This window comes from Mitsuaria sp. BK037, from assembly GCF_014193045.1.
Classification (GTDB): Bacteria; Pseudomonadota; Gammaproteobacteria; order Burkholderiales; family Burkholderiaceae_C; genus Roseateles.
This window is the reverse complement of the sequence record NZ_JACHYS010000001.1, coordinates 875,099-898,903: the sequence shown is the minus strand read 5'-3', so window position 1 is coordinate 898,903 and position 23,805 is coordinate 875,099. Positions and strand designations below refer to the sequence as shown.

Here is a 23,805-nt window from a genome sequence, read left to right as displayed (position 1 = left end):
CGCCAGTATTTCCAGGATCGGCCCGGCGTTCGATGGCTCAGCCCGGTGGGAATGCAGCCGCGCCCAACTGAGAGCTGTCGCGGACCGACTCGTTTCCCGGCCGCGCGTCGCCGGGCACGCGCAGCGGCAGCCGCAGCAGCGTGCGGGCGCCGCGTGGCGTGCGCTCGAAGTCGAAGCTGGCACCGATGCGCCGGGCGCGACGCTGCAGCCCGGCCAGACCGGTGCCGCCGCGCAGGGCGGAGGCGCCACGACCGGTCGCGTCGGCCGCCTCGCCCCGCCGGTCGCCGGACTGGCCGTTGTCTTCGATCACCACCTCCAGCGATTCCGCCTCGACGATCGCCATGCGGATCGACAGGCGGCTCGCGCCGGCGTACTTGATGGTGTTGGCCACCGACTCCTCGACGATGCGCATGAGCTGCTTCGACAAGTCGGCCAGCAGCACGAGCTCCAGCCCCTCGGGCACCTCGTATTCGACCTGGAAGTCGGCGCGCGTGAGCGCCTCGTCGAGGCCGCTGCAGTAGGTGAACAGGATGTCCTGGAAGGCTCGCTGCTCCCGGACCTGCGTCACCGAGATGATCTCCCGCAGGTCCGTCAGGGCCTCCAGCAGCCGCCCTTCGAGCCGTTCGTGGTCGATGGCGCGGTCGCGCACGCTGAACAGCGTCGTCACCAGCTTGGAGCCGATGCCGTCGTGCAGGTCGCGATAGATGCGGTCGCGCTCGAGCTGCATGGCGGCTTCGTTCTCCATCTCGCGCTGGCGGTTGTGGCTGATCAGCAGTTCGCGTTCGCGTTGCTGCAGGGTCTCGGTCAGGATGCGGTTGTGGTCGCGGATGCGCTTCACGTTGGCCTGGAACTTCGTCAGCAGGATCTGGGCGACGACGAACAGCAGCAGCGGCACGCTCAGGTGGCTGAGGAAGATCGGCGCCACCAGCAGGTGCGTCATCGACCAGCCGGCTTCCGGCATCGGGATCGAGATCAGGTGCTGCACCGCGTTGTGATCGCGCAGCGCGAACACCTGCGCGAGCACCGATTGGAAGAGCAGCGACATCGCCGTGCGCGAGCGGGTACGGGCGATGTGCAGCGCCAGTCGCGAACAGGCGTACAGGTGAAAGCAAAGCATGGTGGGCAGCCACCAGAGGTCCAGCCATTCCCGGCCGCGCAGCCCGAGCAGCGGATAGGCGAGCGCCGCGAACGCCGCCGTGCCGAAGAGCGCCGCGCGGCCGCGCCAGCCCAGGGGCTCGCCGACGAAGGCGAAAAGAAAGAGCGTCAGCACCGCGATCACGCCGCCCATGCAGGCGTACTGCGCCCAGGTCCACAGCGGCAACCACGCCGCCGGGACATAGGGCAGCAGCACGAGCGTGAACAGCACCGACCACAGCACGGTGGTGGCGCCCGCGTGCAGGAACACGGCGCCGTCCTTCCTGCTCGCCAACCAGGCGCCCAGCATGAACATGCCCGCCAACAGGCAGAAGACGTTGGACGCATTGGCCAGCGACGAGCCGATGAACAGGGTCAGCTCATGGATGGTGGAGATCGCATCCAGGTCGCCGATGTAGATCGGCGCGAGCTGGATCTGCGGATCCCAGGTCGTCAGCTCGACCGTCAGCTGGTTGCCCTCGGGCTGCAGCAGTCGGCGCGCCAGCGGCACCTGGAGCGGCCGGTACCACTTGCAGCGTCCGCTCGCGTTCGACTTCGGCAGGCCCGCGACCCAGACCCCGTTCAGGTAGACGTCCATCCCGTCGAGGGCCTGGCTGATCACGAGGCTGGTACCGGGGATGCGTCTGCCGCCGATCACGCCGCCGTCGGCGTCGATCTCGCAGCAGGCGGTTGGCCGCTCGAGGTAGCGGTCCAGGTCGATGCGGAATCTCACCCGCTTGAATCCCCCCGCCTGGCTCACGTCCTCGACATGGGGCAAGGCCACCCGTGGCGCCTGGACCAGGACCCGCCCGGCAAGGCGCGGCGCCTCGGGGCCCGCATCGCGCGAATCGGGCGCCGCGGCGACGACCTCCAGGTCGCGGATCGCGTCGACGTGGTAGACGCGCGTGGCGACAGTGCTGGTGGCGATCACCAGCAGCGCAACGATGAAGAAGCTCAGCCAGAAGAAGACCGTCTTCAGCGAGCCGCGGCGGGGGCTATTCATCGATCAGTCCATGCAGCCGCGCCGCGTTGGCCGCCATCGCGCGGGACTTCACGCCCAGCTTGCGATAGACGCTGCGCAGGTGCTGGTTGACGGTGTGATGGGAAATGCTCAGCCGGCGACCGATCTCCACGATGGGCAGCCCCTCGATGAGCAGGCGCAGGACCTCCCATTCGCGCTCGCCCATGCCGAGATCGCGCAGCACCTTCTCGCGATCGACCTGGGGCCGCACGTTGTTCTCCAGCATGGAGATCCGCTCGACCACCAGTTGGGCCACCGCCGGGCTGAGCGGCGCCTGCCCGTTGTGCGCGCTGACCAGCTTCTCCACCAGCGACGGCTGGATCTCGTCCTTGAGCAGGTAGCCCCGGGCGCCCGCGCGCAAGCTGCGCATCACGTGCTTGCTGTCACCGAAGGTGCTCAGCACCATGCTGCGGGATTCCGGACACCGTTCCCGCACCAGCTGGATCAGCTCCACCCCGTCGGCGTCCGGCAGTCCCAGGTCGATCAGATAAAGATCGGCCCGGTTGGCCAGAATCGCGGCCATCGCTTCGCCGCGATTCCTGGCGACACCGACCACTTCGCAGAAACTGCTATTTGAAATCACGTCCACCAGCCTTTTCATGACAGCCGGATCGTCCTCGATGATCACGACGGCGATACTCATTCCTCGACTCCTTCTCTCGTTATCCCAATGCCATGGGCGGGCACAGTTTCGCGAGCGGCAGGAAACGAGCAATCACCGAAGCAAGTAAACAAAAACTGCTGGGTGACTGGAGTCAGTGGTGATCGACGATTGGCGGTGGATGGCGCTCCCAATCCGGCTCGGGAGGAGCGCAAGCGCGGCGCCGTCGGGCTCGCAGCCAGGCGTCGGCCGAGGCGGCGAGGCAGGCGATCAGCAGCATCAGTCCGCCGCTGATCAACAGATAACCGATGACAGTAAGTTCAAATGAGGGATTCCCGGGTATCGACCGCGTGGATTTCTCGGCCAGCAGGCATCCGGCGCCGGCGAAGGCCAGACCGATGGAGATCGCGTACATATTCTTCATGACAGCAGTCCGTCTGCAGGTTTCGGCCGGCAGTGTGTCCGAGTACGCCTCACTTGCTAATAACTCACAAATGTGAGTGATCAGCCTAAATTTGCTATTCGGCGAGGATGGTCGTGAGAAAGATCATGATTGGCGAATATTTCCAACGCCGGCATTCAGCCGCCGAGTATCAAAAGACCCTGTCAAGGCTTTGAATACCGTCCATTGACGGATTCGGTGAATTCCGAAATATCCAATGACAACGGGCGCCCGAAGGCGCCCGTCAGCTGAGAAATGGACCGGTCCAGGCTCAGCGCAGGAATCGTCCTCGCGGATCGATGATGGCGATGTCGGCGTAGTTGGTGCCGGTGTGATCGGTGGTGCTGAAGTTGAGTTCCATGCCGCCCAGGTCGTAGCGCGACATGTTGTTCAGCGCGCGCAGCAGGCTGGCGCGGCTCGCGTCCTTGCCGGCGCGCTTGAGCCCCTCGACCAGCACCTTGGCGCTCGCGAAGCCCTCCATCATGGCCGGCGTGACCAGGCCGCCGCTTTCGGCCGGCTTGGCCTTCACCAGGTCGGTCAGCTCCCTGACCATCGCCAGGTTGGTGCTGCGCTCGCTCGGGAACACCTGCGACACGATGACGCCGGCGGCGTTCTGGCCCAGCAGCTGGACGAAGCCGTTGGACGCGTTGTTGGACAAGGTGGCGCCGAGGATGCGCGAGCCGGCCGCGCGCAGCGCGTTGATCGTGTCGGCGGTGATCTGCTGCGAGGCCACCAGCAGCACGACCTGCGGATCGGCCGCGATCAGCTGCTTCACCACGCCGGCGATGTCCGGCTTCTCGCGCTCGTAGGTGAAATGGGCGACCGGCTTCATCTTGCGATCGTTGAAGCCGGTCATCGCGCCGGCGACGCCATCGGCGCCGAAGGTGTCGTTGACCTGCACCAGGGCGATCCGGGTGTTGCCCATCTCGAGCAGCAGCTGGACGGCGCGTTCGGCCTCGCGCTGGTAGGTCGAGCGCACGTTGAAGACGTAGGGGTGCACCGGCTTGTGCAGCAGCATCGCGCCGGTCGACGGCGCCACCAGCGGCACCTGCGCCTTCTCCAGCAGCGGCATCACCGCCTGGGTGTGCGGCGTGCCGCGGGTGAGGAAGAGCGCGACCGCGCCCTTGTCGATCAGCGTCTGCGCGTTGGCCGCGGCGCGCTTGGGATCGAAGCCGTCGTCCAGCGACTGCAGGTCGATCTTCTGGCCGTTGACACCGCCGGCGGCGTTGACGTGGTCGATGTAGAGCTTGGCGCCCAGCGTCAGTTCCTTGACGCTGGCGGCGACCTGGCCGGTGAAGCCGGCCGTCTGGCCGATCAGGATGTCCGCGCGGGCGGCGGTGCCCAGTCCAAGGGCCAGCACCGCGGTGGCGGCGGTGGCGATGGTCGCGACGAACCGGCTCAGGGGCCGGCTCCGGGAAGGCTTGCTCATGGTGATCTGTCCCACCGGCGCGCGGTGACGGCCGGCTGTGTCTCCTGCACACCGGCGGTCAGGTCGACGGCCGGCCCCTCGGCGCCGCCACCCCCGTGTTCAGGGGGGATCAGCGCCCGGCGCGCATCTTAGCCACGATGTCCGCCACGCGCCCCTGCAAGGCCTGGGTGTCGAAAGTCAGAACGTTGCGATTCGACAGCACCTGCCGGCCGCCCACCCACACGTCCGTGACATGTTCACGCCCGGCGACATAAACCAGCTGCGCATCCGCGTGATAAACCGGCTGGCATTCGATCGAGTCCAGCGCCACGGCGACGACGTCGGCCAGCTTGCCGGCCTCCAGCGTGCCCAGGTCGCTGGCCCGGCCCATCGCCTTGGCGGCGCGCACGGTGGCCATCTCCAGCGCGGTCCGCGCCGACACCGTCAGCGGATCGCCGGTCACGCCCTTGGCCAGCAACGCGGCGGCGCGGATCTCGCTGAGCATGTCCTGGCGGTTGTTGGAGGCGGCGCCGTCGGTGCCCAGGATGGTGTTCACGCCGGCCGCTTCCAGCGCCTTCACCGGCGCCACGCCCGACGCCAGCTTCAGGTTGGAGCTCGGGTTGTGAACCAGGTGCACGCCCTGCTTCGCGACCAGGTCGATCTCGTCGTCGCTCAGGTGGACCATGTGCACGGCGATCATCTTCGCGTTCAGCAGGCCCAGCTTGTTCAGGCGCGCCAGCGGACGCTCGCCGTACTGCTTGAGGCTGCCGTCGATCTCGTCCTGCGTCTCGTGGATGTGGCAGTGCATCTGCAGGTCGTACTTCTCGGCCAGCTGGCGCAGCTGGATGAAGGTCTCGTCCGAGACCGTGTACGGCGCATGCGGCGCGCTGGTCCAGTCCAGCAGCTTCTCACCCTTGAACTGCTCGTAGGCGGCCAGGCCCTTCTCGATGTAGTCCTGCGCGTTGGCGGCGTAGCCGGTCGGGAAGTCGATCACGTTGATCGACACGCCGGCGCGGATGCCGCTGTCCACCGCCGCGCGGGCCATCGCGGTGGGGAAGAAGTACATGTCGTTGAGGTAGGTGACGCCGCCGCGCAGCGCCTCGGCCGCGGACAGCAGCGAGCCCTGGTAGGTCCAGTCCTCGCTCACCCACTGGCGCTCCAGCGGCCAGATGTGGTTGTTGAGCCAGTCCATCAGCGCCAGGTCGTCGGCCACGCCGCGCAGCAGCGACATCGCCGAGTGCGTGTGGGCATTGATCAGGCCGGGGATCAGCACGTGGTGCGGCAGCTCGACGCGCTCGGCATCGGCGTAGCGCTGGAGCGCCTCGTCGCGCGGCAGGACGGCGGCGATGCGCTCGCCCTCGATCGCCAGCGCATGCTGTTCCAGCACCGGGCTGTCGGGGGTCATGGTGATCAGCCAGCGGGGCAACAGCAGCTTCACGGCTTGGGTCGTCATCAGGTTCTCCTTGGGGCGCGGGTCGGCGCGCCGTGCATTGTCTTGAAACTCGAAGGCGTGGCGAAGGCCGCCGCCGGCGTCAGAAGATCTCGTCGAACAGCGCCAGCACGCGCGCCGCGTCGACCGCGACGCAGACCTGCTGCGACGGGTGGCCGCTCCACGGCGTGCCGGTGCCGTGCTCGTTGCGCCAGTCCTGGATGGTCTGGCCGGTGGCGATGCCCTCCAGCACGACCCGCACCGGCCCGGCGCGCAGGGTGAAGGCCTCCGGCACCAGCAGCAGCGCCGCGGCGCTCGCGTCATGGGCATAGATGCCGCCGATGCCGTCGCGCGCGTCGTAGAACTGCTGGTAGTGCCGCGTGGCCTGCCAGAGCAGGTCGCCGGCGCCCTCGCCGCGGCCGCGCAGCCTGTCCAGGTCGGCCTCGCGCATGATCGCCTCCTGCGTCACGTCCAGGCCGACGATGGTGACCGGCCAGGGCGCGGTGAAGACCTGGTCGGCGGCCTCGGGGTCGGCCATGATGTTGGCCTCGGCCACCGGCGTGACGTTGCCGCCATGCCCCTTCAGGCCGAAGGCGCCGCCCATCACGATCACGCGCCGGACCTTGCCGGCGATCGAGGGATCGTGGGCCAGCGCCAGCGCCAGGTTGGTGAACGGGCCGACGGCCACCAGCGTGATCTCGCCGGGGCGCGCGTTGACGAGGTCGCAGATCAGGCGATGCGCCGGACGCGGATCCAGCGGGCGCGTCGGCGCGGGCAGGCCAGCGGCCATGCCGCCCAGGCCGTCGTCGCCGTGCACGTGCGCGGCGTCCTTGCGGCGGCGCTTGTCCAGCAGCGGGCCGGCGGCGCCGGCGGCGACCGGGATGTCCTGGCGGTAGAGCGCGGTCAGGCCGCGCGCGTTGCGGGTGGTGGTCTCGACCGGCGCGTTGCCGAAGGCCGTCGTGACGGCCAGCAGCTCGAAGCGCGGATGACGCGCCAGCAAGGCGAGCGCGAGCGCGTCGTCGATGCCGGGGTCGGTGTCGAAGATGACGGGAATGCGGGCGGAAGCCGGGTTCGTGCTGTCCATGGGAATACTGCGCTCCAGGGTCAGGGGTTGCCGTCGGCGGAGTGTGCCGCCTTCGCGATCAGCGCGGCGAGCTCGGGCAATTCCGGCAGTTCCGAGCGGTGGGGCATGGCCTGCTGGACGCCGGCGCGGCTCACCGCGAGCGCGGCGGCCGATTGGCCCAGCGCCACCGCGCGCGCCGCGACCAGCCCTTCGGCCAGCCCGACCGCGAGGCCACCGACCAGCGTGTCGCCCGCGCCGACCGTGTCCACCGCCTCGACGCGCGCGGCGACCAGATGCAGCCCCTCGGGATGCGCGTCGCACAGCAGCCAGGCACCGGCGGCGCCCAGCGTCACCAGCACGTGACGCGGCCCCAGCGTGCGCAGATGCGCCGCGGTCGCGCGCGCGATCGTCAGTTCGTCGGCATCGCCGGGCAGCGTCACCGCGCGCGCCAGCTGCAGCGCTTCGGTCTCGTTGACGACCAGCCAGTCGCTCAGCGCCAGCAAGGTGGCCGGCAGCTCCTGCGCCGGCGCGGCGTTCAGCACCGTGGTCACGCCGGACTGCCGGGCGATCTCGAAGGCGCGCTGGATCGCCGGCACCGGCACCTCCAACTGGGCGACGACGACCCTGGCCTGGCGCAGCTGCGCCCCGCCCTGCTCGACATCCGCCGGCGCCAGGTCCGCATTGCTGCCGGGCACGACGACGATGGCGTTCTCGCCGCCCTCGCTGGCGACCATGATCACGGCCACGCCGGGCCAGGCCGCCTCGTCGCGGCGCACGGCCTGGGTGTGGACGCGTTCCGCCTCCAGCGCGCTCAGCAGGTCCTGGCCATGCTGGCGCATGCCGACGCGGCCGATCAGCGCGACCTCGGCGCCCAGCCGCGACGCGGCCACCGCCTGGTTGCCACCCTTGCCGCCGGGGGTGCCCGCGAAGGCCTGGCCGATCAGGGTCTCGCCCGGCGCGGGCAGCCGCGCGGCGTGGGCCACGAGGTCCATGTTGACGCTGCCGACCACCACGACGGTGGCCGCAGCCTGGGCTGAAGTCATGAAAGCTCCGGAGACGACGGCGCCGCGGTGCTCTCGCGCAGCACGACCTGCGGCACGAGTTGCAGGTCCTTGAACGGCGCCTGGGGATTCTCGATGCGCTCGATCAGCGCGCGGCCGGCCTCCCGGCCGAGCTCGCGGATCGAGCAGCCCACGCTGGTCAGCGCGGGATAGACGTAGCTGCCGAGCTCGATCGCGTCGAAGCCCACGACCGACAGCTGGCGCGGCACGACCCGGCCCATCTCGGCGGCGGCGCGCAAGGCGCCCATGCCCATCAGGTCGTTGCAGGTGAAGACGGCGGTGAGCTCGGGCTGTCGCGTCAGCAGCGCCTTGACGGCCTCGTAGCCGCCGGCGGTGCTGAAGTCGCTTTCGGCCAGCCATTCGGGGCGGGCCACCAGGCCGCGCTGCTCCATGGCACTGCGCCAGCCGGCGACGCGCTCGGTGGTGACCTCGAACTCGCCCGGGCCGCTGACGCAGCCGATGCGGCGATGGCCCAGTTCCAGCAGGTGGCGCACCACCTCGAAGGCGCCCAGCTGGTTGTTGACGCTGACGCGGTCGGCGCGCGCGCCCGGCACCAGGCGGTCCACCGTCACCACCGGCACGCTGGCATGGCGGAAGGTGCTGGCCAGCGCCTCGGTGTCGCCGGCCGAGCTCAGCAGCAGGCCGTCGATGCGCTTCTCGAGCAGCGTGCGCAGGTAGGACTGCTGGTGCTTGGGATCGTTGTCGGAATTGCAGAGAAAGACCGAATAGCCCGCCTGGCGGCACCACTCCTCGGCGCCGACGACCAGTTCCGCGAAGAAGGGATTGCGCACGTTGGGCACCAGCACGCCGACGATCTTGGTCTCGCTGCGCCGCAGCGAGCGGGCCACCGCGCTGGGCAGGTAACCGATCTCGTCGACCGCCGCCAGGACGCGCGCCCGCGCCTCGGCGCTGACCGGCCGCGTGTTGTTCAGCACATGCGAGACCGTGGTGAAGGACACCCCCGCCAAAGCGGCCACATCCTTGATGGTGCTCATTGGTAGATTCGGTCCCCTGCTCGTGCCAAACTGGCGTGTTCCGTCAATTGCAAACGTTTGCAGAGCATACCGCAAGCTTGACGGAAGCCGTGCTCGGGCGAACCCCGCGCACCAAATATTCAAAAGAAAAGCCCCTGGCCTCGGGCGCAGGGGCTTCGCAGCGACGAGCCGCCGGGGCGACTCGCGGTCCCGATCAGCGCTGGGCGATCGGCTTGACGTCGCGCTTGGTGGCGCCGACGAACAGCTGGCGCGGACGGCCGATCTTGTACTCGGGGTCGCCGATCATCTCGTTGAGCTGCGCGATCCAGCCGACGGTGCGGGCCAGCGCGAAGATCGCGGTGAACAGCGGCACCGGGATGCCGATGGCGCGCTGCACGATGCCCGAGTAGAAGTCCACGTTCGGGTACAGCTTGCGGGCGACGAAGTATTCGTCTTCCAACGCGATCTTCTCCAGCTCCATCGCCAGCTTGAACAGCGGGTCGTCGTGCAGGCCCAGTTCGTTCAGCACTTCGTGGCAGGTCTCGCGCATCAGCTTGGCGCGCGGGTCGTAGTTCTTGTAGACCCGGTGACCGAAGCCCATCAGCTTGACGTTGCTGGACTTGTCCTTGACCTGCTTGATGAAGTCGCCGATCTTGGCCACGCCACCCATCTGCTGGATGTCGTTCAGCATGTTCAGGCAGGCCTCGTTGGCGCCACCGTGCGCCGGGCCCCACAGGCAGGCCACGCCGGCCGCGATCGCCGCGAACGGGTTGGTGCCCGACGAGCCGCACAGGCGCACCGTCGAGGTCGACGCGTTCTGCTCGTGGTCCGCGTGCAGCGTGAAGATGCGGTCCATCGCGCGCACCAGCACGTCGTTGGGCTTGTACTCCTCGCAGGGCGTGGCGAACATCATGCGCATGAAGTTGCCGGCGTACGAGAGGTCGTTCTTCGGATAGATGTAGGGCTGGCCGATCGTGTACTTGTAGGCCATCGCCACCAGCGTCGGCATCTTCGCGATCAGGCGGATCGCGGCGATCTCGCGGTGCTCGGGGTTATTGATGTCGGTGCTGTCGTGATAGAAGGCCGACAGCGCGCCCACCAGGCCCGTCATCACCGCCATCGGGTGCGCGTCGCGGCGGAAGCCGCGCAGGAAGAACTGCATCTGCTCGTTGACCATCGTGTGGTTGGTCACGCGGCTGACGAACTCCTCCTTCTGCGACGGGGTCGGCAGCTCCCCGTAGAGCAGCAGGTAGCAGGTCTCGAGGTAGTCGCAGTTCACCGCCAACTGCTCGATCGGGTAGCCGCGGTACAGCAGCTCGCCCTTGTCGCCATCGATGTAGGTGATGGTCGAGTTGCACGACGCCGTCGACAGGAAGCCCGGGTCGTAGGTGAACTTGCCGGTCTGCGCGTAAAGCTTGCGGATGTCGATCACATCCGGACCGATGGTGCCCTTGTACAGGGGCAGATCCATTTGCGGGCTGCCGTCGGAGAACGACAGGGTGGCTTTGACGTCAGACGGGGTCATGGGCATTCCTTATGACTTCGGGGGGTTCTTGTTACTGAGGGGTCCGCAGCAGCGCGAGCACGGCATGCACGTCCGGCCGGTCCAGGTCGTCCGCCGGCTCCTTGCGGGCCAGCAGCAGGTCCAGCAGGTCGTTGTCGGACAGGTCCATCAACTGCCGCAGGCCTTCCGCGTGGAAGACGGTCAGCGCGCCTTCGTGACGTTGGAAGAACCGCTCGATGAAGAGGTCATTCTCCAACAGCCCGCGGCGGCAACGCCACTTGAGCTTGGAGAGATCCCTCTCATCGATGAGGGTGTTGGTGTCCACGGCGTTCATGCGTGTGCGCGCTGCTGTCTCGCGGTGCGGGCCTCAGACGGCGCGACGCACCATCAGTTCCTTGATCTTGCCGATCGCCTTGGTCGGGTTGAGACCCTTCGGGCAGACGTCGACGCAGTTCATGATGGTGTGGCAGCGGAACAGGCGGTACGGATCCTCGAGGTTGTCCAGGCGCTCCGCGGTGGCCTGGTCGCGGCTGTCGGCGATGAAGCGGTAGGCCTGCAGCAGGCCGGCGGGACCGACGAACTTGTCGGGGTTCCACCAGAAGCTGGGGCAGCTCGTGGAGCAGCTCGCGCAGAGGATGCACTCGTACAGGCCGTTGAGCTCGTCGCGCTCCTCGGGGGACTGCAGGCGCTCCTTCTCGGGCGGCGCTTCCTCGTTCACCAGGAACGGACGGATCGAGTTGTACTGCTTGAAGAACTGCGTCATGTCCACGATCAGGTCGCGGACGACGGGCAAGCCCGGCAGCGGCTTCAGGACGATGACGTCCGGCAGCGAGCGCAGATTGGTCAGGCAGGCCAGGCCGTTCTTGCCGTTGATGTTCATCGCGTCGGAGCCGCACACGCCTTCGCGGCACGAGCGGCGGAACGACAGCGACGGATCCACTTCCTTGAGCTTGAGCAGGGCGTCCAGCAGCATGCGTTCGTTGCCGGCGAGCTCCAGCTCGATGGTCTGCATGTAGGGCTTGGCGTCCTTGTCCGGGTCGTAGCGGTAGATCTTGAAGGTGCGCTTGATCATTTGAATGCTCCTGCGGCGCTCAGAAGGTACGGACCTTCGGCGGGACGCTCTCGACGGTCAGCGGTTGGAGGTTGACCGGCTTGTAGGTCAGGCTGTTGGACTTGGAGTGCCACAGGGTGTGCTTCATCCACTCCTTGTCGTTGCGGCCCAGCGGGAATTCCGCATCGTCCGGACCCCGCTCGTAGTCGTTGACGGTGTGGGCGCCACGGCATTCCTTGCGGGCGGCGGCGGACACGATGGTGGCCTGCGCGGCCTCGATCAGGTTGTCCACTTCCAGCGCCTCGACGCGGGCGGTGTTGAAGACCTTGGACTTGTCCTTCAGCGTGATGTTCCTGACCCGCTCGCGGATCGCGGCGACGGCGGTGACGCCCTCGTCCAGCAGCGCCTGGGTGCGGAACACGCCGGCGTGCGACTGCATCGCGGCGCGCAGGTCGTTGGCGACGTTCTGGGCGTACTCGCCGCCGGTGTTGGACTCCAGGCGGGCCAAGCGCGCCAGCGTCTGGTCGGCGGCGTCCTTGGGCAGCGGCTTGTGCGCCTTGCCGGCGGCCTTGAAGCCCTTGTGCGCCTCGACGATGTGGTTGCCGGCCGCGCGGCCGAAGACCACCAGGTCCAGCAGCGAGTTCGTGCCCAGGCGGTTGGCGCCGTGCACCGAGACGCAGGAGCACTCGCCCACCGCGTACAGGCCGTTGACCACGCTCTTGTGATCCTCGCCCTTCTGGACGACGACCTGGCCGTTGACGTTGGTCGGGATGCCGCCCATCTGGTAATGGATGGTCGGCACGACCGGGATCGGCTCCTTGGTGATGTCGACGTTGGCGAAGTTGTGGCCGATCTCGAACACGGACGGGAGCCGCTTGAGGATGGTGTCGCCGCCCAGGTGGGTCATGTCCAGCACGACGTAGTCCTTGTTGGGACCGCAGCCGCGACCTTCCTTGATCTCCTGGTCCATGCAGCGCGAGACGAAGTCGCGCGGCGCCAGGTCCTTCAGCGTCGGGGCGTAGCGCTCCATGAAGCGCTCGCCGTTGGCGTTGCGCAGGATTGCGCCCTCGCCGCGGCAGCCTTCGGTCAGCAGCACGCCGGCACCGGCCACGCCGGTCGGGTGGAACTGCCAGAACTCCATGTCCTGCAGCGGGATGTCGGCGCGCGCCGCCATGCCCAGGCCGTCGCCGGTGTTGATGAAGGCGTTGGTCGAGGCCGCGAAGATGCGCCCCGCGCCGCCGGTGGCCAGCAGCACGGTCTTGGCTTCGAGGATGTGGATCTCGCCCGTCTCCATCTCCAGCGCGGTCACGCCGACCACGTCGCCCTCGGCGTCGCGGATCAGGTCCAGCGCCATCCACTCGACGAAGAAGTTGGTGCGGGCCTTGACGTTCTGCTGGTACAGCGTATGCAGCAGCGCGTGGCCGGTGCGGTCGGCCGCGGCGCAGGCGCGCTGGACCGGCTTCTCGCCGTAGTTGGCGGTGTGGCCGCCGAACGGGCGCTGATAGATCGTGCCGTCCGGGTTGCGGTCGAACGGCATGCCGAAGTGCTCGAGCTCGTAGACCACCTTCGGCGCTTCACGGCACATGAACTCGATGGCGTCCTGGTCGCCCAGCCAGTCCGAGCCCTTCACGGTGTCGTAGAAGTGGTAGTGCCAGTTGTCTTCCGACATGTTGCCCAGGCTGGCACCGATGCCGCCTTGAGCGGCCACGGTGTGCGAGCGGGTCGGGAAGACCTTGGACAGCACGGCCACGTTCAGGCCGGCGAGCGACAGCTGCAGCGACGCGCGCATGCCGGAGCCGCCGGCTCCCACGATGACGACGTCGAATTTGCGCTTGGGCAGCGAGGTTCCGATTTGCATTTCTTACAGCCTCCAGAGCACTTGGATCGCCCAACCCGCGCAACCCGTCAACCACACCAGCGTGAACACATGCAGCGCCAGCCGCACGCCCACCGGCTTCACGTAATCCATCCAGATGTCGCGCACGCCGACCCACGCGTGATACGCCAGCGAGACGATCAGGCCGAAGGTCAGGAACTTCATCCATTGCTTACTGAAGATGCCGGCCCACAGGTCGTAGCCCAGCGGCTGGCTGGTGAACAGCACCTGCGCCAGCAGCACGAGGGTGAACAGCGCCATGAGCAGCGCGGTGGCGCGCTGGGCCATCCAGTCGCGCAGGCCGTAATGCGCACCGGTGACGATGCGCTTGCTTCCGTAGGTTGTCATTGTTGATTTGCCTCTTGGGTCAATCGTCGGGATTCATCCCGGTCGCGCGAGCCGAGCCGCGCGCCGGCGGCGGGATCAGTACAGGCCGAAGAGCTTGGCGCCGAGCGCGATCGTCAGCACGATGGACAGCACCAGCGTCACGATGGCGCTGCTCTTGCCTTGCTGCTTGCTGACGCTGTGGGTCGCATCCATCCACAGATGGCGCACGCCCGCGATGAAGTGGTGGAGGTAGCCCCAGATCAGGGCCAGCGCGACCAGCTTGATGAACCAGCCCGGCAGGAAACCGATGCCCGAGACGAAGGCCGCGGTGAAGGTTTCGTAAGAGATCTCCGACGTGAGGCTGGTGTCGAACATCCAGATCACGAACGGGAGCAGGAAGAACATCAGCAGGCCGCTGATGCGGTGCAGGATCGAGACGATGCCCGCCGGCGGCAGGCGATAGCCAACGATCTGCGTGACATGGATGTTGGTGTAGACCGGTCGATTCTTCTTGGTGGCTTGGGTGGCGTCCGTCATGTCCGACCTTGTAATCAATGTGAAACCCGAAGATTTTATGGCAACGCAACACCCCGGAAGGGTGTCCTGGGCGCATGTCGTTTTCATGCGGTGCCATGAAAACGTCATCGCCGCAACGCGAATGCATCAGTTCAGGTCGTTGCGATAGAAGTGATGAGTAGTGTTGTAGAGGCCGCGGCGCAACTCCACCGGCTTGTCGCCGTAGGTGAAGGCCAGACGCTCGACGCTCAGCAGCGGACTGCCGGGCGCCACCTGCAGCAGCGCGGCGGCGTCTTCCTCCGCCGCGACCGCCCGGATCTTTTCCTGCGCGCGAATCATCGGCACGCCGAATTCGGTTTCAAGCAGGCTGTAGAACGGCCCGCGATGCTCCAGCAGCCGCTCCGCCGTCAGCCCCTTGAACAGGGCGCCGGGCAGCCAGATGTCGTCCAGCACGACCGGCTGGCCGCCGCTGTGCAGCAGGCGGCGGATCTCGATGACCGGGTCGCCGGCGCGCAGCTGCATCAGCTTGGCGATGAAGGCCGGCGCGCGCTGGCGCTTGCAGTCCAGCAGCTGGCGCCCGAGCGACGCGGCGGCATCGCCGTCGGGCGTGAGGCGCAGGAAGCGGTATTGCTGCTGCTGTTCCGCATGGGTGGCGACGAAGGTGCCCTTCCCTTGCTTGCGGACCAGCAGGTTGTCGGCCGCGAGCTCATCGACGGCCTTGCGGACGGTGCCCTGGCTCACCCCGAAGCGGGCGGCCAGGTCCATCTCGCTGGGGATGGTCTCGCCCGCCTTCCACTCGCCGGCCTGCAGGCCCTTGAGGATCAGCCCCTTGATCTGGCGATACAGCGGGCTGAACGACGGCGCGGCTTCCGCGCGCGCCAGCTCATTGAGCGGCGTGACGGGGTGAACCGGGGCGGCGGGGGGCGACATGGGGCGCGATTCGAGCACAACTGCGGTGCGAGCGTCCATCCTCCGGGGGGGAGTCCGAGGAGATTAGTCTTATATAAGACACAAGAGTGTCAGTTTCACGCAATGGTCGCCCGCTAATTTGGGGGCGACTCCCCACACCGGTGGGCGAAGAAGACCCTATCGCGATCCGTGCCGCCACCGTGCTGGCCTACACTTGCCGCCGCTGGCGCGGACCGCGCCTCCCGCATCATTCACTCGCACTTCCCCGGAGACTTCTGATGAGCAAGAAACCCGTTCGCGTCGCCGTCACCGGCGCCGCCGGCCAGATCGGCTACGCCCTGCTGTTCCGCATCGCCAGCGGCGAGATGCTGGGCAAGGACCAGCCCGTCATCCTGCAGCTGCTGGAGATCCCGGACGAGAAGGCCCAGAACGCGCTCAAGGGCGTGATCATGGAACTGGAAGACTGCGCCTTCCCGCTGCTGGCCGGCATCGAGGCGCACAGCGACCCGATGACCGCCTTCAAGGACACCGACTACGCGCTGCTGGTCGGCGCCCGTCCGCGCGGCCCGGGCATGGAGCGTTCGGACCTGCTGGCCGCCAACGCCCAGATCTTCACCGTGCAGGGCAAGGCGCTGAACGCCGTGGCCTCGCGCAACGTCAAGGTGCTGGTGGTCGGCAACCCCGCCAACACCAACGCCTACATCGCGATGAAGTCGGCCCCGGACCTGCCGGCGAAGAACTTCACCGCCATGCTGCGCCTGGACCACAACCGCGCCGCCTCGCAGATCGCCGCCAAGACCGGCAAGCCGGTCGCCGGCATCGAGAAGCTGGCCGTGTGGGGCAACCACTCGCCGACGATGTACGCGGACTACCGCTACGCCACCATCGACGGCCAGTCGGTCAAGGCCCTGATCAACGATGAAGAGTGGAACCGCACCACCTTCCTGCCGACCGTGGGCAAGCGCGGCGCCGCGATCATCGCCGCGCGCGGCCTGTCGTCGGCCGCCTCGGCCGCCAACGCCGCCATCGACCACATGCGCGACTGGGCCCTGGGCACCAACGGCAAGTGGGTCACGATGGGCATCCCGTCGGACGGTTCGTACGGCATTCCGAAGGAAGTCATGTTCGGCTACCCGGTGACCGTCGAGAACGGCGAATACAAGATCGTCCAGGGCCTGGAGATCGACGCCTTCTCGCAAGAGTGCATCAACAAGACGCTGAACGAGCTGCTGGAAGAGCAGAACGGCGTCAAGCATCTGCTGTAAGGCGCGCGAGGGCCCGCAGGGGCCCGCGCACCGCTTCCGCTGAGCGACACTCGACGGGCCGGCCTTTCGCAAGAAGGCCGGCCCTTCTTCCTTCCAGAGTTCAACCCCTCCCGCCGTCATCGCATGAGCACGCTCCTCCACCCCGCCGACGCCCTGTTCGAAGACGGCCAGGCGCCCGTCGTCCTGCCGGTCGTCGACCATTACTGCGGCGTCGAGGCCCGCATGATCAAGAGCCTGGAGCTGCAGGCGCGGATGGGCCCGGTCTTCGACATCACGCTGGACTGCGAGGACGGCGCGCCCGTCGGCGGCGAGGCCGAGCACATGCTGCTGGTGCTGCACCTGCTCAACGGCTCGCTCAATGCGCATGGCCGCGTCGGCGTGCGCGTGCATCCGTTCAACCACCCGGCCTTCGAAGCGGACGTGGAGGCGGTCATCGCCGGCGGCGGCGAGAAGCTCGCCTTCCTGATGATCCCCAAGCCCGAAGGCATCGCGGACCTGGACCGCGCCATCGCCTTCATCGACGACTGCCTCAAGCGCCACGCGATCCGCAAGCCGCTGCCGCTGCACACGCTGATCGAGACCCACGGCGCGCTGCGCGACGTGATGGCGATCGCGGCACACCCGCGCATCGAGTCGCTGTCGTTCGGGCTGATGGACTTCGTGTCGGCGCATCGCGGCGCGATCCCGCGCTCCGCGCTGACGGTCGAGGGCCAGTTCACCCATCCGCTGGTGCGGCGCGCCAAGCTGTCCATCGCGGCGGCCGCGCATGCCTATGCGAAGACGCCGTCGCACTGCGTGGTGACCGAGTTCAAGAGCGAGCGCGCGATCCAGTCCGCCGCCGAGCGCGCGGCGCGCGAGTTCGGCTACACGCGGATGTGGAGCATCCATCCGAACCAGATCCAGCCCATCATCGATGCCTTCGCGCCGAGCGTGGCCGAGATCGACGAGGCCATCGAGATCCTGCAGGCCGCCCAGGCGGCGCAATGGGCGCCGATCCAGCACCGCGACATGCTGCATGACCGCGCCAGCTACCGCCTGTTCTGGCACCTGCTGCAGCGCGCGCATAGCACCGGACAGAACCTGCCGACGGAGGTCGCGCAGGCCTGGTTCGCGCCGCGGCCGTCGCCGCTTTGACGCGTCGACGCCGCAGTGGCGGGCCGCTCGCGCGTCGGGCGCAACAATGTGCAATCGCCCATCCGTGCAGCACTTCACGCGCCGCGGACCGCGAGGACGAAAAAGCGGCGTCACGCCTCGCGCCGCGACGCGCACAACCGGTGAAGACCCTAGCGTCGATCAACGGTTTGACACATTAAATGCGGGTTTTGCGGGACGAGGCCGCGGTGACAATTGCGCATCGCCGCCTGTCGGCGTTTGTTTTTCGGCCACCTGCATCGGCTGGTGTTTCCAGGCCCCTCTTCCCCATTCCCAGAATGCGACTGACCGCCCTCCTCCTGTCCGGCGCCGCTGCCGCCGCGCTGACCCTGACCGCCGGCCTCGCCGCCGCTCAGCCCGACCCGAATGCCGGCAGCAAGGCCGCACCGGCCAAGGCCGCGAAGCCCGCCGCCGGCAAGTCGACGGCCAAGAAGCCCGCCGCCAAGACCCCGCCGCCCCCGCCCCCGCTGCCGGAGGCGAACGAGGAGCAACTGGCCGCCGCCAAGCGCGCCTACCTCGGCCTGTACGAGTGCGAATTCAAGCAGTCCGTCACCATCGCTCCCGATGAGAAGCACGCCGGCTACATCAACGTCGGCTTCAAGAAGGACACCTTCACGATGAAGCCGGTGCTGTCGTCGACCGGCGCCCTGCGCCTGGAGGACGTCACCGGCCGCACGCTGATGGTCCAGATCGCCAACAAGTCGATGCTGCTGGACGTCAAGGCCGGCCAGCGCCTGGTCGACGAATGCGTCCACCCGGAACAGCGCGCCGCCATCGAGGCCGCCCGCGCCGCGTCGGCGCCCGCCGGCCCCGGCCTGGGCATCGCGCCGAGCGCGAACTGAGCCTCGCGCCCCGACGAAGCCGCCCTCGAGGCGGCTTTTTCACGCCCGTCCGCCACCGCTTCCCCCAGCGCGGACCTCGGGCTTGCGCACGCCGGGCTGGATTTCGCGAGCCGAAAGTACGTACAATTCATGCATACTTTCCGATTCATACCGCACCGGCGACCGGCCGCGGGCGGTCATGAAATCGCCAAGGCCGTCGCCTAATCTCCCAGGATCGCCAGGAGCCCGCATGGAAGCCACCGTCGCCGAACGAGGTCAGATCACCCTGCCCAAGGCCGTGCGGGACGCCCTGGGACTGACCAAGGGCACCACCCTCAAGGTGGAACTCGACGGGGCCCGCATCATCCTGCGCAAGAACGTCGACGACGCCATCTCCCGGGCCCGCGGCCGTTTCAAGCTGCCCGAAGGCACCTCGACCGACGACGTCATGCGCGACCTGCGCGGTCGCACGCCCGACCAGTCCTTCGACGAACCCACCGACGCCTGATCCGATGATCGCCGTCGACAGCTCCGTTCTCATCGACCTCCTGGGCGACGCCCCCGGCGCCGACGCCGCCGAGGCCGCGCTGCGCCTGGCGCTGTCCAGCGGCCCGGTGGTGCTGTGCGACGTGGTGCTGGCCGAAGTCACGGCCGGCCTCGGGCACGGCTCGGAGGTGATGGACGCGCTCGAGGAGATGGGCCTGCGCTTTCTGGCCATCGACCAGCGCGCGGCGATCCGCGCCGGCGAGATGCAACGCAAGTTCAAGCAACGGCTGGCCGACAAGGGGGCGCCTTCCGGCGCGCCCGAGGCCGCCGCCACGCGGGCGATGCCCGACTTCCTGGTGGGCGCGCACGCGATGTTGCAGTGCGACGGCCTGATCACCCGGGACCAGGGCTTCTTCCGAGACTATTTCAAGGGCCTCAAGGTCATCGTGCCCAGCGCGCCGTGACCGCCGAGACCCGCTCTTTCGACCCAAGCAGAGACCACACTGGAGTTCGCATGCTGCAAGCCTATCGCCAACATGAAGCCGAACGCGCCGCGCTCGGCATCCCGCCGCTGCCGCTCGACGCGAAGCAAGTCGCCGAGCTGATCGAGCTCATCAAGACCCCGCCGGCCGGCGAGGAGGCCTTCCTGCTGGACCTGCTGACCCACCGCGTGCCGCCGGGCGTGGATGACGCCGCCAAGGTCAAGGCCAGCTTCCTGGCCGCCGTCGCGCACGGCGACCTGAAGGTGGGCCTGATCTCCAAGGCCAAGGCCACCGAACTGCTGGGCACCATGGTGGGCGGCTACAACGTGCATCCGCTGATCGAGCTGCTGGACGACGCCGAAGTCGCCGGCGTCGCCGCCGACGGTCTGAAGAAGACCCTGCTGATGTTCGACTACTTCAACGACGTCGCCGCCAAGGCCAAGGCGGGCAACGCCAAGGCCAAGGAAGTGATGCAGAGCTGGGCCGACGCCGAGTGGTTCACCTCGCGTCCGGAAGTCGAGAAGAAGATCACCGTCACCGTCTTCAAGGTGCCGGGCGAGACCAACACCGACGACCTGTCGCCCGCGCCCGACGCGTGGAGCCGTCCGGACATCCCGCTGCATTACCTGGCGATGCTGAAGAACACCCGCCCCGACGCGGCCTTCAAGCCCGAGGAGGACGGCAAGCGCGGCCCGATGCAGTTCATCGAGGACCTGAAGAAGAAGGGCCACGTCGTGGCTTACGTCGGCGACGTCGTCGGCACCGGCTCGTCGCGCAAGTCGGCGACCAACTCGGTGATCTGGGCCACCGGCCAGGACATCCCCTTCGTCCCCAACAAGCGCTTCGGCGGCGTGACGCTGGGCGGCAAGATCGCGCCGATCTTCTTCAACACGCAGGAAGACTCGGGCTCGCTGCCGATCGAGGTCGACGTGTCCAAGCTGGAGATGGGCGACGTCATCGACGTGCTGCCCTATGACGGCAAGCTGGTGAAGAACGGCGAGACCGTGGCCGAGTTCAAGCTCAAGAGCGACGTGCTGTTCGACGAAGTGCGCGCCGGCGGCCGGATCAACCTGATCATCGGCCGCTCGCTGACCGCCAAGGCGCGCGAGTTCCTGGGCCTGCCGGCCTCGACGCAGTTCCGCCTGCCGCAGGCGCCGGCCGCATCCAAGGCCGGCTTCACGCTGGCGCAGAAGATGGTGGGCCGCGCGGTCGGCCTGCCGGAAGGCCAGGGCGTGCGTCCGGGCACCTACTGCGAGCCGAAGATGACGACGGTCGGTTCGCAGGACACGACCGGCCCGATGACCCGCGACGAGCTGAAGGACCTGGCCTGCCTGGGCTTCTCGGCCGACCTGGTGATGCAGTCCTTCTGCCACACCGCCGCGTATCCGAAGCCGGTGGACGTGAAGACGCACCGCGAGCTGCCCGCCTTCATCTCCAACCGCGGCGGCGTGTCGCTGCGTCCGGGCGACGGCGTGATCCACAGCTGGCTGAACCGCCTGCTGCTGCCCGACACCGTGGGCACCGGCGGCGACTCGCACACGCGTTTCCCGATCGGCATCTCCTTCCCGGCCGGTTCGGGCCTGGTGGCCTTCGGCGCCGCGACCGGCGTGATGCCGCTGGACATGCCGGAATCGGTGCTGGTGCGCTTCAAGGGTGAGATGCAGCCGGGCGTGACCCTGCGCGACCTGGTGCACGCGATTCCGCTGTACGCCATCAAGGCCGGTCTGCTGACCGTGGCCAAGGCCGGCAAGAAGAACATCTTCTCGGGCCGCATCCTGGAGATCGAGGGCCTGCCCGACCTGAAGGTCGAGCAAGCCTTCGAGCTGTCCGACGCCTCGGCCGAGCGCTCGGCCGCCGGCTGCACGATCAAGCTGAATCCGGCGCCGATCAAGGAGTACCTCACCTCCAACATCGTCCTGATGAAGAACATGATCGCCGACGGCTACGCCGACGCGAAGACGCTGCAGCGCCGCATCGAGAAGGTCGAGGCCTGGCTGGCCAAGCCGGACCTGCTGGAAGCGGACAAGGACGCCGAGTACGCCGCCGTCATCGAGATCGACCTGGCCGACATCACCGAGCCGATCGTCTGCTGCCCGAATGACCCGGACGACGCGAAGGTGCTGTCCGAAGTCGCCGGCACCAAGATCGACGAGGCCTTCATCGGCTCGTGCATGACCAACATCGGTCACTTCCGCGCGGCGGCCAAGCTGCTGGGCGGCCAGCGCGACATCCCGGTCAAGCTGTGGGTCGCGCCGCCGACCAAGATGGACCAGAGCGAGCTGATCAAGGAAGGCCATTACGCCGCCTTCGGCACCGCCGGTGCGCGCACCGAGATGCCGGGCTGCTCGCTGTGCATGGGCAACCAGGCGCAGGTCCGCGAGGGCGCGACGGTCATCTCGACCTCCACGCGCAATTTCCCCAACCGTCTGGGCAAGAACACCAACGTGTTCCTGGGCTCGGCCGAGCTGGCCGCGATCGCGTCCCGCCTGGGCCGCCTGCCGACCAAGGCGGAGTACCTCAAGGAGATGGGCGTCATCGATGCCGACAAGGCCAGCGTCTACCGCTACATGAACTTCGACCAGATCGAGGAATACGCGGAAACGGCGAAGTCGGTCGCCTGATCGGCCGGACCGTCGCGGACCCCGGTCCGCGGCGACGCGGGGGATGGTGAGTCCCCTGCCCCGCCAACGACAAGGGCCCGGAGGTGCGAACCTCCGGGCCCTTGTTCATGGTGAATCGACGGCGCGGACGGCGCGGGTCCGGTCCGGACGTCCAGCGGCCGCTGCTGCGCCGCTGCTCAACCGCCGATCACGCCGCAGGCGATGCGCGCGCCGCCACCGCCCAGCGGGGCCGGATGGTCGGCGTGGTTGTCGCCGCCGGCATGGACCATCAAGGCGTGGCCCTTGACCTCGTCGAGCTTGGTCAGTCGCGGCGACAGCACCGGATTGACCGCCTGCCCGTCCTGCGCGACGAACAGCGGCGGCAGGTCGCCCAGGTGGCCGTCGCCCCAGGGCTCGCCATGGCGCTTGCTGCCCTTGGGATCGAAGTGCCCGCCCGCCGCGCCGGCCGGGGTCACCGTGCCGTTGGTCGTGGCGGGCCCGCAGGACGGGTTCTCATGCACATGGAAACCATGCAGGCCGGCAGGCAACCCCTGGAGCTGCGGATAGAAGGCCAGGCCATACGGCGTCTCGACGATGCGCACCGTGCCCGCCGAGGCGCCGGCCCCATCGGGCTGCGCGATGGCGAGGTTCACCGTCAGTTCGGCGGCATGCGCGGCCGTCAGGGCGGCACCGGACACGATCAGGCCCAGGCACAGGGACTTGGCGACTTTCATTCGAAACTCCTCTTCGGATGGACGGGAAAGGCGACCGGGCCGACGACGGCCATCGGTCGGGGCACCGGCCGGTGGGACCGGCGATGCGCCCTGGGGTCGAATGATCGTGCAACGGCGTGTCGCGCGCACGCTGACGAAGCGACGCGGCAGCCGCGCAACGCGCAGGGTAGCCAATCGTCGTCCGATGCTCACTGCTTGCTCACCCCACGCTCACCCGGCCTTCACACCCGCCTCGGGATGAAGGCGAAAGCGCCACGTCAGAGCACCCCTCGCAGCGCCTCGGCCCTCGCCAGATGCACCCGCACGCGGCTCTCCAGCCAGTTGTGACGGTGGCTGCCCGGCGGCGGCGCCAGGCGGTCGAGCAATTGCGCGTAGCTCGCGCTGAGCGCCTCGAAGCCGCGATCCAGGCCGTCTTCATCGCGCGGGGCGATGGCGCCGGGCACGAGCGCCTCGATCGCCGGCGGCAGGCAGCAGCCCATCGCGGCCAGTTGGTGGGTCCGACGGAATTCGCCGGCCAGGCCGTCCACGAGCACGTCGGGACGCCGCACGCCGATGCGCCGCAGCCGCTGCTGCGCCGCCGGTGTCGCGCAGGACTGGCCGAGCTCGCGCAGTTGGACGAGCACCCGCACCCACAGCCCGCGCAGCGCCTGGCATGCCGCGTCCGCGCCCTCGACGCCGCCTTCGGACCGGCCGCTCCGCGCCGCGAGCACGCAGCGCTGGGCCGTCATGGCCAGCGCCGGGTCCAGGCGCGCAGCCCCGGCGCGACGCTCGCTTCGCGGTGCCAGTCCTTGCCGCCCGGGGCGGCGGGCCATCGCTTCGCCGCATCGCGGACGAGGTCGATGACGGCATCGAGGACAACATCGATGACCATGGCTGTCTCCTGCGGCCTGCGCCGTCTGCTTGTCGCGTCCCGGCCCGTCGAGGGACCGGGACCGGCGGCGAGGCTCCC

At 68.2% G+C, this 23,805-nt stretch carries 24 protein-coding genes; 6 read left to right on the top strand and 18 right to left on the bottom strand.

The window, feature by feature from the left end:
• Positions 1-37 precede the first annotated feature (37 nt).
• The 15 genes from FHT37_RS03845 to FHT37_RS03775 form a co-directional block, all read right to left on the bottom strand.
• The gene (locus FHT37_RS03845) at positions 38-2,137 is read right to left on the bottom strand and encodes an ATP-binding protein (protein ID WP_183478980.1); all 2,100 of its coding nucleotides are present in this window, start codon (positions 2,135-2,137) and stop codon (positions 38-40) included.
• Positions 2,130-2,798, bottom strand: coding sequence for a response regulator transcription factor (locus FHT37_RS03840; RefSeq protein WP_091724163.1), 669 nt, complete (start codon positions 2,796-2,798; stop codon positions 2,130-2,132). Before FHT37_RS03840 ends, FHT37_RS03845 begins: the two co-directional genes overlap by 8 nt.
• 112 nt (positions 2,799-2,910) lie before the next feature.
• Positions 2,911-3,171 carry a hypothetical protein gene (locus FHT37_RS03835; RefSeq protein WP_183478978.1) on the bottom strand — a complete coding sequence of 87 codons (261 nt, stop codon included), beginning with the start codon at positions 3,169-3,171 and terminating at the stop codon, positions 2,911-2,913.
• A gap of 298 nt (positions 3,172-3,469) precedes the next feature.
• Complete coding sequence (locus FHT37_RS03830) at positions 3,470-4,627, bottom strand: ABC transporter substrate-binding protein (protein ID WP_183478976.1); 1,158 nt, start codon at positions 4,625-4,627, stop codon at positions 3,470-3,472.
• A 109-nt stretch (positions 4,628-4,736) separates the two neighbouring features.
• Positions 4,737-6,059 carry a TRZ/ATZ family hydrolase gene (locus FHT37_RS03825; RefSeq protein ID WP_183478973.1) on the bottom strand — a complete coding sequence of 441 codons (1,323 nt, stop codon included), beginning with the start codon at positions 6,057-6,059 and terminating at the stop codon, positions 4,737-4,739.
• Positions 6,060-6,138: 79 nt separating this feature from the next.
• Positions 6,139-7,119 carry a nucleoside hydrolase gene (locus FHT37_RS03820; RefSeq protein WP_091724161.1) on the bottom strand — a complete coding sequence of 327 codons (981 nt, stop codon included), beginning with the start codon at positions 7,117-7,119 and terminating at the stop codon, positions 6,139-6,141.
• 20 nt (positions 7,120-7,139) lie between these two features.
• Entirely contained in the window at positions 7,140-8,141 is a 1,002-nt protein-coding gene (locus FHT37_RS03815) for a ribokinase (RefSeq protein ID WP_183478971.1), read from the bottom strand.
• Positions 8,138-9,154, bottom strand: coding sequence for a LacI family DNA-binding transcriptional regulator (locus FHT37_RS03810; RefSeq protein ID WP_183478969.1), 1,017 nt, complete (start codon positions 9,152-9,154; stop codon positions 8,138-8,140). The genes FHT37_RS03815 and FHT37_RS03810 overlap by 4 nt, the downstream gene beginning before the upstream one ends.
• Before the next feature lie 193 nt (positions 9,155-9,347).
• Entirely contained in the window at positions 9,348-10,658 is a 1,311-nt protein-coding gene (gltA, locus tag FHT37_RS03805) for a citrate synthase (RefSeq protein ID WP_091724158.1), read from the bottom strand.
• Positions 10,659-10,689: 31 nt separating this feature from the next.
• Positions 10,690-10,971: a succinate dehydrogenase assembly factor 2 gene (locus tag FHT37_RS03800; protein ID WP_091724156.1), complete on the bottom strand. Its 282-nt coding sequence runs from the start codon at positions 10,969-10,971 to the stop codon at positions 10,690-10,692.
• A 33-nt stretch (positions 10,972-11,004) separates the two neighbouring features.
• On the bottom strand, positions 11,005-11,709 hold the full coding sequence (locus FHT37_RS03795; RefSeq protein ID WP_091724154.1) for a succinate dehydrogenase iron-sulfur subunit: 705 nt from the start codon (positions 11,707-11,709) through the stop codon (positions 11,005-11,007).
• A gap of 19 nt (positions 11,710-11,728) precedes the next feature.
• Entirely contained in the window at positions 11,729-13,546 is a 1,818-nt protein-coding gene (gene sdhA / locus FHT37_RS03790) for a succinate dehydrogenase flavoprotein subunit (protein ID WP_183478967.1), read from the bottom strand.
• A 3-nt stretch (positions 13,547-13,549) separates the two neighbouring features.
• Entirely contained in the window at positions 13,550-13,912 is a 363-nt protein-coding gene (gene sdhD, locus FHT37_RS03785) for a succinate dehydrogenase, hydrophobic membrane anchor protein (RefSeq protein WP_091724149.1), read from the bottom strand.
• A gap of 75 nt (positions 13,913-13,987) precedes the next feature.
• A complete protein-coding gene (sdhC, locus tag FHT37_RS03780; RefSeq protein ID WP_091724147.1) occupies positions 13,988-14,428 on the bottom strand; it encodes a succinate dehydrogenase, cytochrome b556 subunit in 441 nt (146 codons plus the stop codon).
• 126 nt (positions 14,429-14,554) lie between these two features.
• Positions 14,555-15,337: a GntR family transcriptional regulator gene (locus FHT37_RS03775; RefSeq protein ID WP_091724144.1), complete on the bottom strand. Its 783-nt coding sequence runs from the start codon at positions 15,335-15,337 to the stop codon at positions 14,555-14,557.
• 257 nt (positions 15,338-15,594) lie between these two features.
• Between FHT37_RS03775 and FHT37_RS03770 the strand changes: the two genes are divergently transcribed.
• From FHT37_RS03770 to acnB, 6 genes are all read left to right on the top strand, one after another.
• Positions 15,595-16,581 carry a malate dehydrogenase gene (locus FHT37_RS03770; protein WP_091724143.1) on the top strand — a complete coding sequence of 329 codons (987 nt, stop codon included), beginning with the start codon at positions 15,595-15,597 and terminating at the stop codon, positions 16,579-16,581.
• A 123-nt stretch (positions 16,582-16,704) separates the two neighbouring features.
• Positions 16,705-17,715 (top strand): CoA ester lyase, encoded by a 1,011-nt coding sequence (locus tag FHT37_RS03765; RefSeq protein WP_183478965.1) that lies wholly within the window; start codon positions 16,705-16,707, stop codon positions 17,713-17,715.
• Between the two features lie 296 nt (positions 17,716-18,011).
• A complete protein-coding gene (locus FHT37_RS03760) occupies positions 18,012-18,575 on the top strand; it encodes a hypothetical protein (protein WP_091724141.1) in 564 nt (187 codons plus the stop codon).
• 229 nt (positions 18,576-18,804) lie between these two features.
• On the top strand, positions 18,805-19,062 hold the full coding sequence (locus tag FHT37_RS03755; RefSeq protein WP_147242052.1) for an AbrB/MazE/SpoVT family DNA-binding domain-containing protein: 258 nt from the start codon (positions 18,805-18,807) through the stop codon (positions 19,060-19,062).
• 4 nt (positions 19,063-19,066) lie between these two features.
• Positions 19,067-19,504, top strand: coding sequence for a type II toxin-antitoxin system VapC family toxin (locus FHT37_RS03750; RefSeq protein ID WP_091724139.1), 438 nt, complete (start codon positions 19,067-19,069; stop codon positions 19,502-19,504).
• Between the two features lie 50 nt (positions 19,505-19,554).
• Complete coding sequence (acnB, locus tag FHT37_RS03745) at positions 19,555-22,143, top strand: bifunctional aconitate hydratase 2/2-methylisocitrate dehydratase (protein WP_183478963.1); 2,589 nt, start codon at positions 19,555-19,557, stop codon at positions 22,141-22,143.
• Between the two features lie 176 nt (positions 22,144-22,319).
• Here the strand turns inward: acnB and sodC are convergent, their stop codons facing one another.
• From sodC to FHT37_RS03730, 3 genes are all read right to left on the bottom strand, one after another.
• Entirely contained in the window at positions 22,320-22,856 is a 537-nt protein-coding gene (gene sodC, locus FHT37_RS03740; RefSeq protein WP_091724137.1) for a superoxide dismutase family protein, read from the bottom strand.
• A gap of 257 nt (positions 22,857-23,113) precedes the next feature.
• On the bottom strand, positions 23,114-23,584 hold the full coding sequence (locus tag FHT37_RS03735; protein ID WP_091724134.1) for a hypothetical protein: 471 nt from the start codon (positions 23,582-23,584) through the stop codon (positions 23,114-23,116).
• Entirely contained in the window at positions 23,581-23,727 is a 147-nt protein-coding gene (locus FHT37_RS03730) for a hypothetical protein (RefSeq protein WP_175538215.1), read from the bottom strand. Before FHT37_RS03730 ends, FHT37_RS03735 begins: the two co-directional genes overlap by 4 nt.
• Positions 23,728-23,805 lie beyond the last annotated feature (78 nt).

What these genes read in the sequence shown, in the direction of transcription:
- FHT37_RS03800 (WP_091724156.1), bottom strand. Translation starts at nt 10,971, where the DNA reads ATGAACGCCGTGGACACCAACACCCTCATCGATGAGAGGGATCTCTCC.
- acnB (WP_183478963.1), top strand. Translation starts at nt 19,555, where the DNA reads ATGCTGCAAGCCTATCGCCAACATGAAGCCGAACGCGCCGCGCTCGGC.
- FHT37_RS03810 (WP_183478969.1), bottom strand. Translation starts at nt 9,154, where the DNA reads ATGAGCACCATCAAGGATGTGGCCGCTTTGGCGGGGGTGTCCTTCACC.
- FHT37_RS03730 (WP_175538215.1), bottom strand. Translation starts at nt 23,727, where the DNA reads ATGGTCATCGATGTTGTCCTCGATGCCGTCATCGACCTCGTCCGCGAT.
- FHT37_RS03835 (WP_183478978.1), bottom strand. Translation starts at nt 3,171, where the DNA reads ATGTACGCGATCTCCATCGGTCTGGCCTTCGCCGGCGCCGGATGCCTG.
- sdhD (WP_091724149.1), bottom strand. Translation starts at nt 13,912, where the DNA reads ATGACAACCTACGGAAGCAAGCGCATCGTCACCGGTGCGCATTACGGC.
- sdhA (WP_183478967.1), bottom strand. Translation starts at nt 13,546, where the DNA reads ATGCAAATCGGAACCTCGCTGCCCAAGCGCAAATTCGACGTCGTCATC.
- FHT37_RS03815 (WP_183478971.1), bottom strand. Translation starts at nt 8,141, where the DNA reads ATGACTTCAGCCCAGGCTGCGGCCACCGTCGTGGTGGTCGGCAGCGTC.
- FHT37_RS03750 (WP_091724139.1), top strand. Translation starts at nt 19,067, where the DNA reads ATGATCGCCGTCGACAGCTCCGTTCTCATCGACCTCCTGGGCGACGCC.
- sdhC (WP_091724147.1), bottom strand. Translation starts at nt 14,428, where the DNA reads ATGACGGACGCCACCCAAGCCACCAAGAAGAATCGACCGGTCTACACC.
- FHT37_RS03795 (WP_091724154.1), bottom strand. Translation starts at nt 11,709, where the DNA reads ATGATCAAGCGCACCTTCAAGATCTACCGCTACGACCCGGACAAGGAC.
- FHT37_RS03845 (WP_183478980.1), bottom strand. Translation starts at nt 2,137, where the DNA reads ATGAATAGCCCCCGCCGCGGCTCGCTGAAGACGGTCTTCTTCTGGCTG.
- FHT37_RS03735 (WP_091724134.1), bottom strand. Translation starts at nt 23,584, where the DNA reads ATGACGGCCCAGCGCTGCGTGCTCGCGGCGCGGAGCGGCCGGTCCGAA.
- FHT37_RS03830 (WP_183478976.1), bottom strand. Translation starts at nt 4,627, where the DNA reads ATGAGCAAGCCTTCCCGGAGCCGGCCCCTGAGCCGGTTCGTCGCGACC.
- FHT37_RS03760 (WP_091724141.1), top strand. Translation starts at nt 18,012, where the DNA reads ATGCGACTGACCGCCCTCCTCCTGTCCGGCGCCGCTGCCGCCGCGCTG.
- FHT37_RS03840 (WP_091724163.1), bottom strand. Translation starts at nt 2,798, where the DNA reads ATGAGTATCGCCGTCGTGATCATCGAGGACGATCCGGCTGTCATGAAA.
- FHT37_RS03825 (WP_183478973.1), bottom strand. Translation starts at nt 6,059, where the DNA reads ATGACGACCCAAGCCGTGAAGCTGCTGTTGCCCCGCTGGCTGATCACC.
- FHT37_RS03770 (WP_091724143.1), top strand. Translation starts at nt 15,595, where the DNA reads ATGAGCAAGAAACCCGTTCGCGTCGCCGTCACCGGCGCCGCCGGCCAG.
- FHT37_RS03820 (WP_091724161.1), bottom strand. Translation starts at nt 7,119, where the DNA reads ATGGACAGCACGAACCCGGCTTCCGCCCGCATTCCCGTCATCTTCGAC.
- FHT37_RS03775 (WP_091724144.1), bottom strand. Translation starts at nt 15,337, where the DNA reads ATGTCGCCCCCCGCCGCCCCGGTTCACCCCGTCACGCCGCTCAATGAG.
- sodC (WP_091724137.1), bottom strand. Translation starts at nt 22,856, where the DNA reads ATGAAAGTCGCCAAGTCCCTGTGCCTGGGCCTGATCGTGTCCGGTGCC.
- gltA (WP_091724158.1), bottom strand. Translation starts at nt 10,658, where the DNA reads ATGACCCCGTCTGACGTCAAAGCCACCCTGTCGTTCTCCGACGGCAGC.
- FHT37_RS03755 (WP_147242052.1), top strand. Translation starts at nt 18,805, where the DNA reads ATGGAAGCCACCGTCGCCGAACGAGGTCAGATCACCCTGCCCAAGGCC.
- FHT37_RS03765 (WP_183478965.1), top strand. Translation starts at nt 16,705, where the DNA reads ATGAGCACGCTCCTCCACCCCGCCGACGCCCTGTTCGAAGACGGCCAG.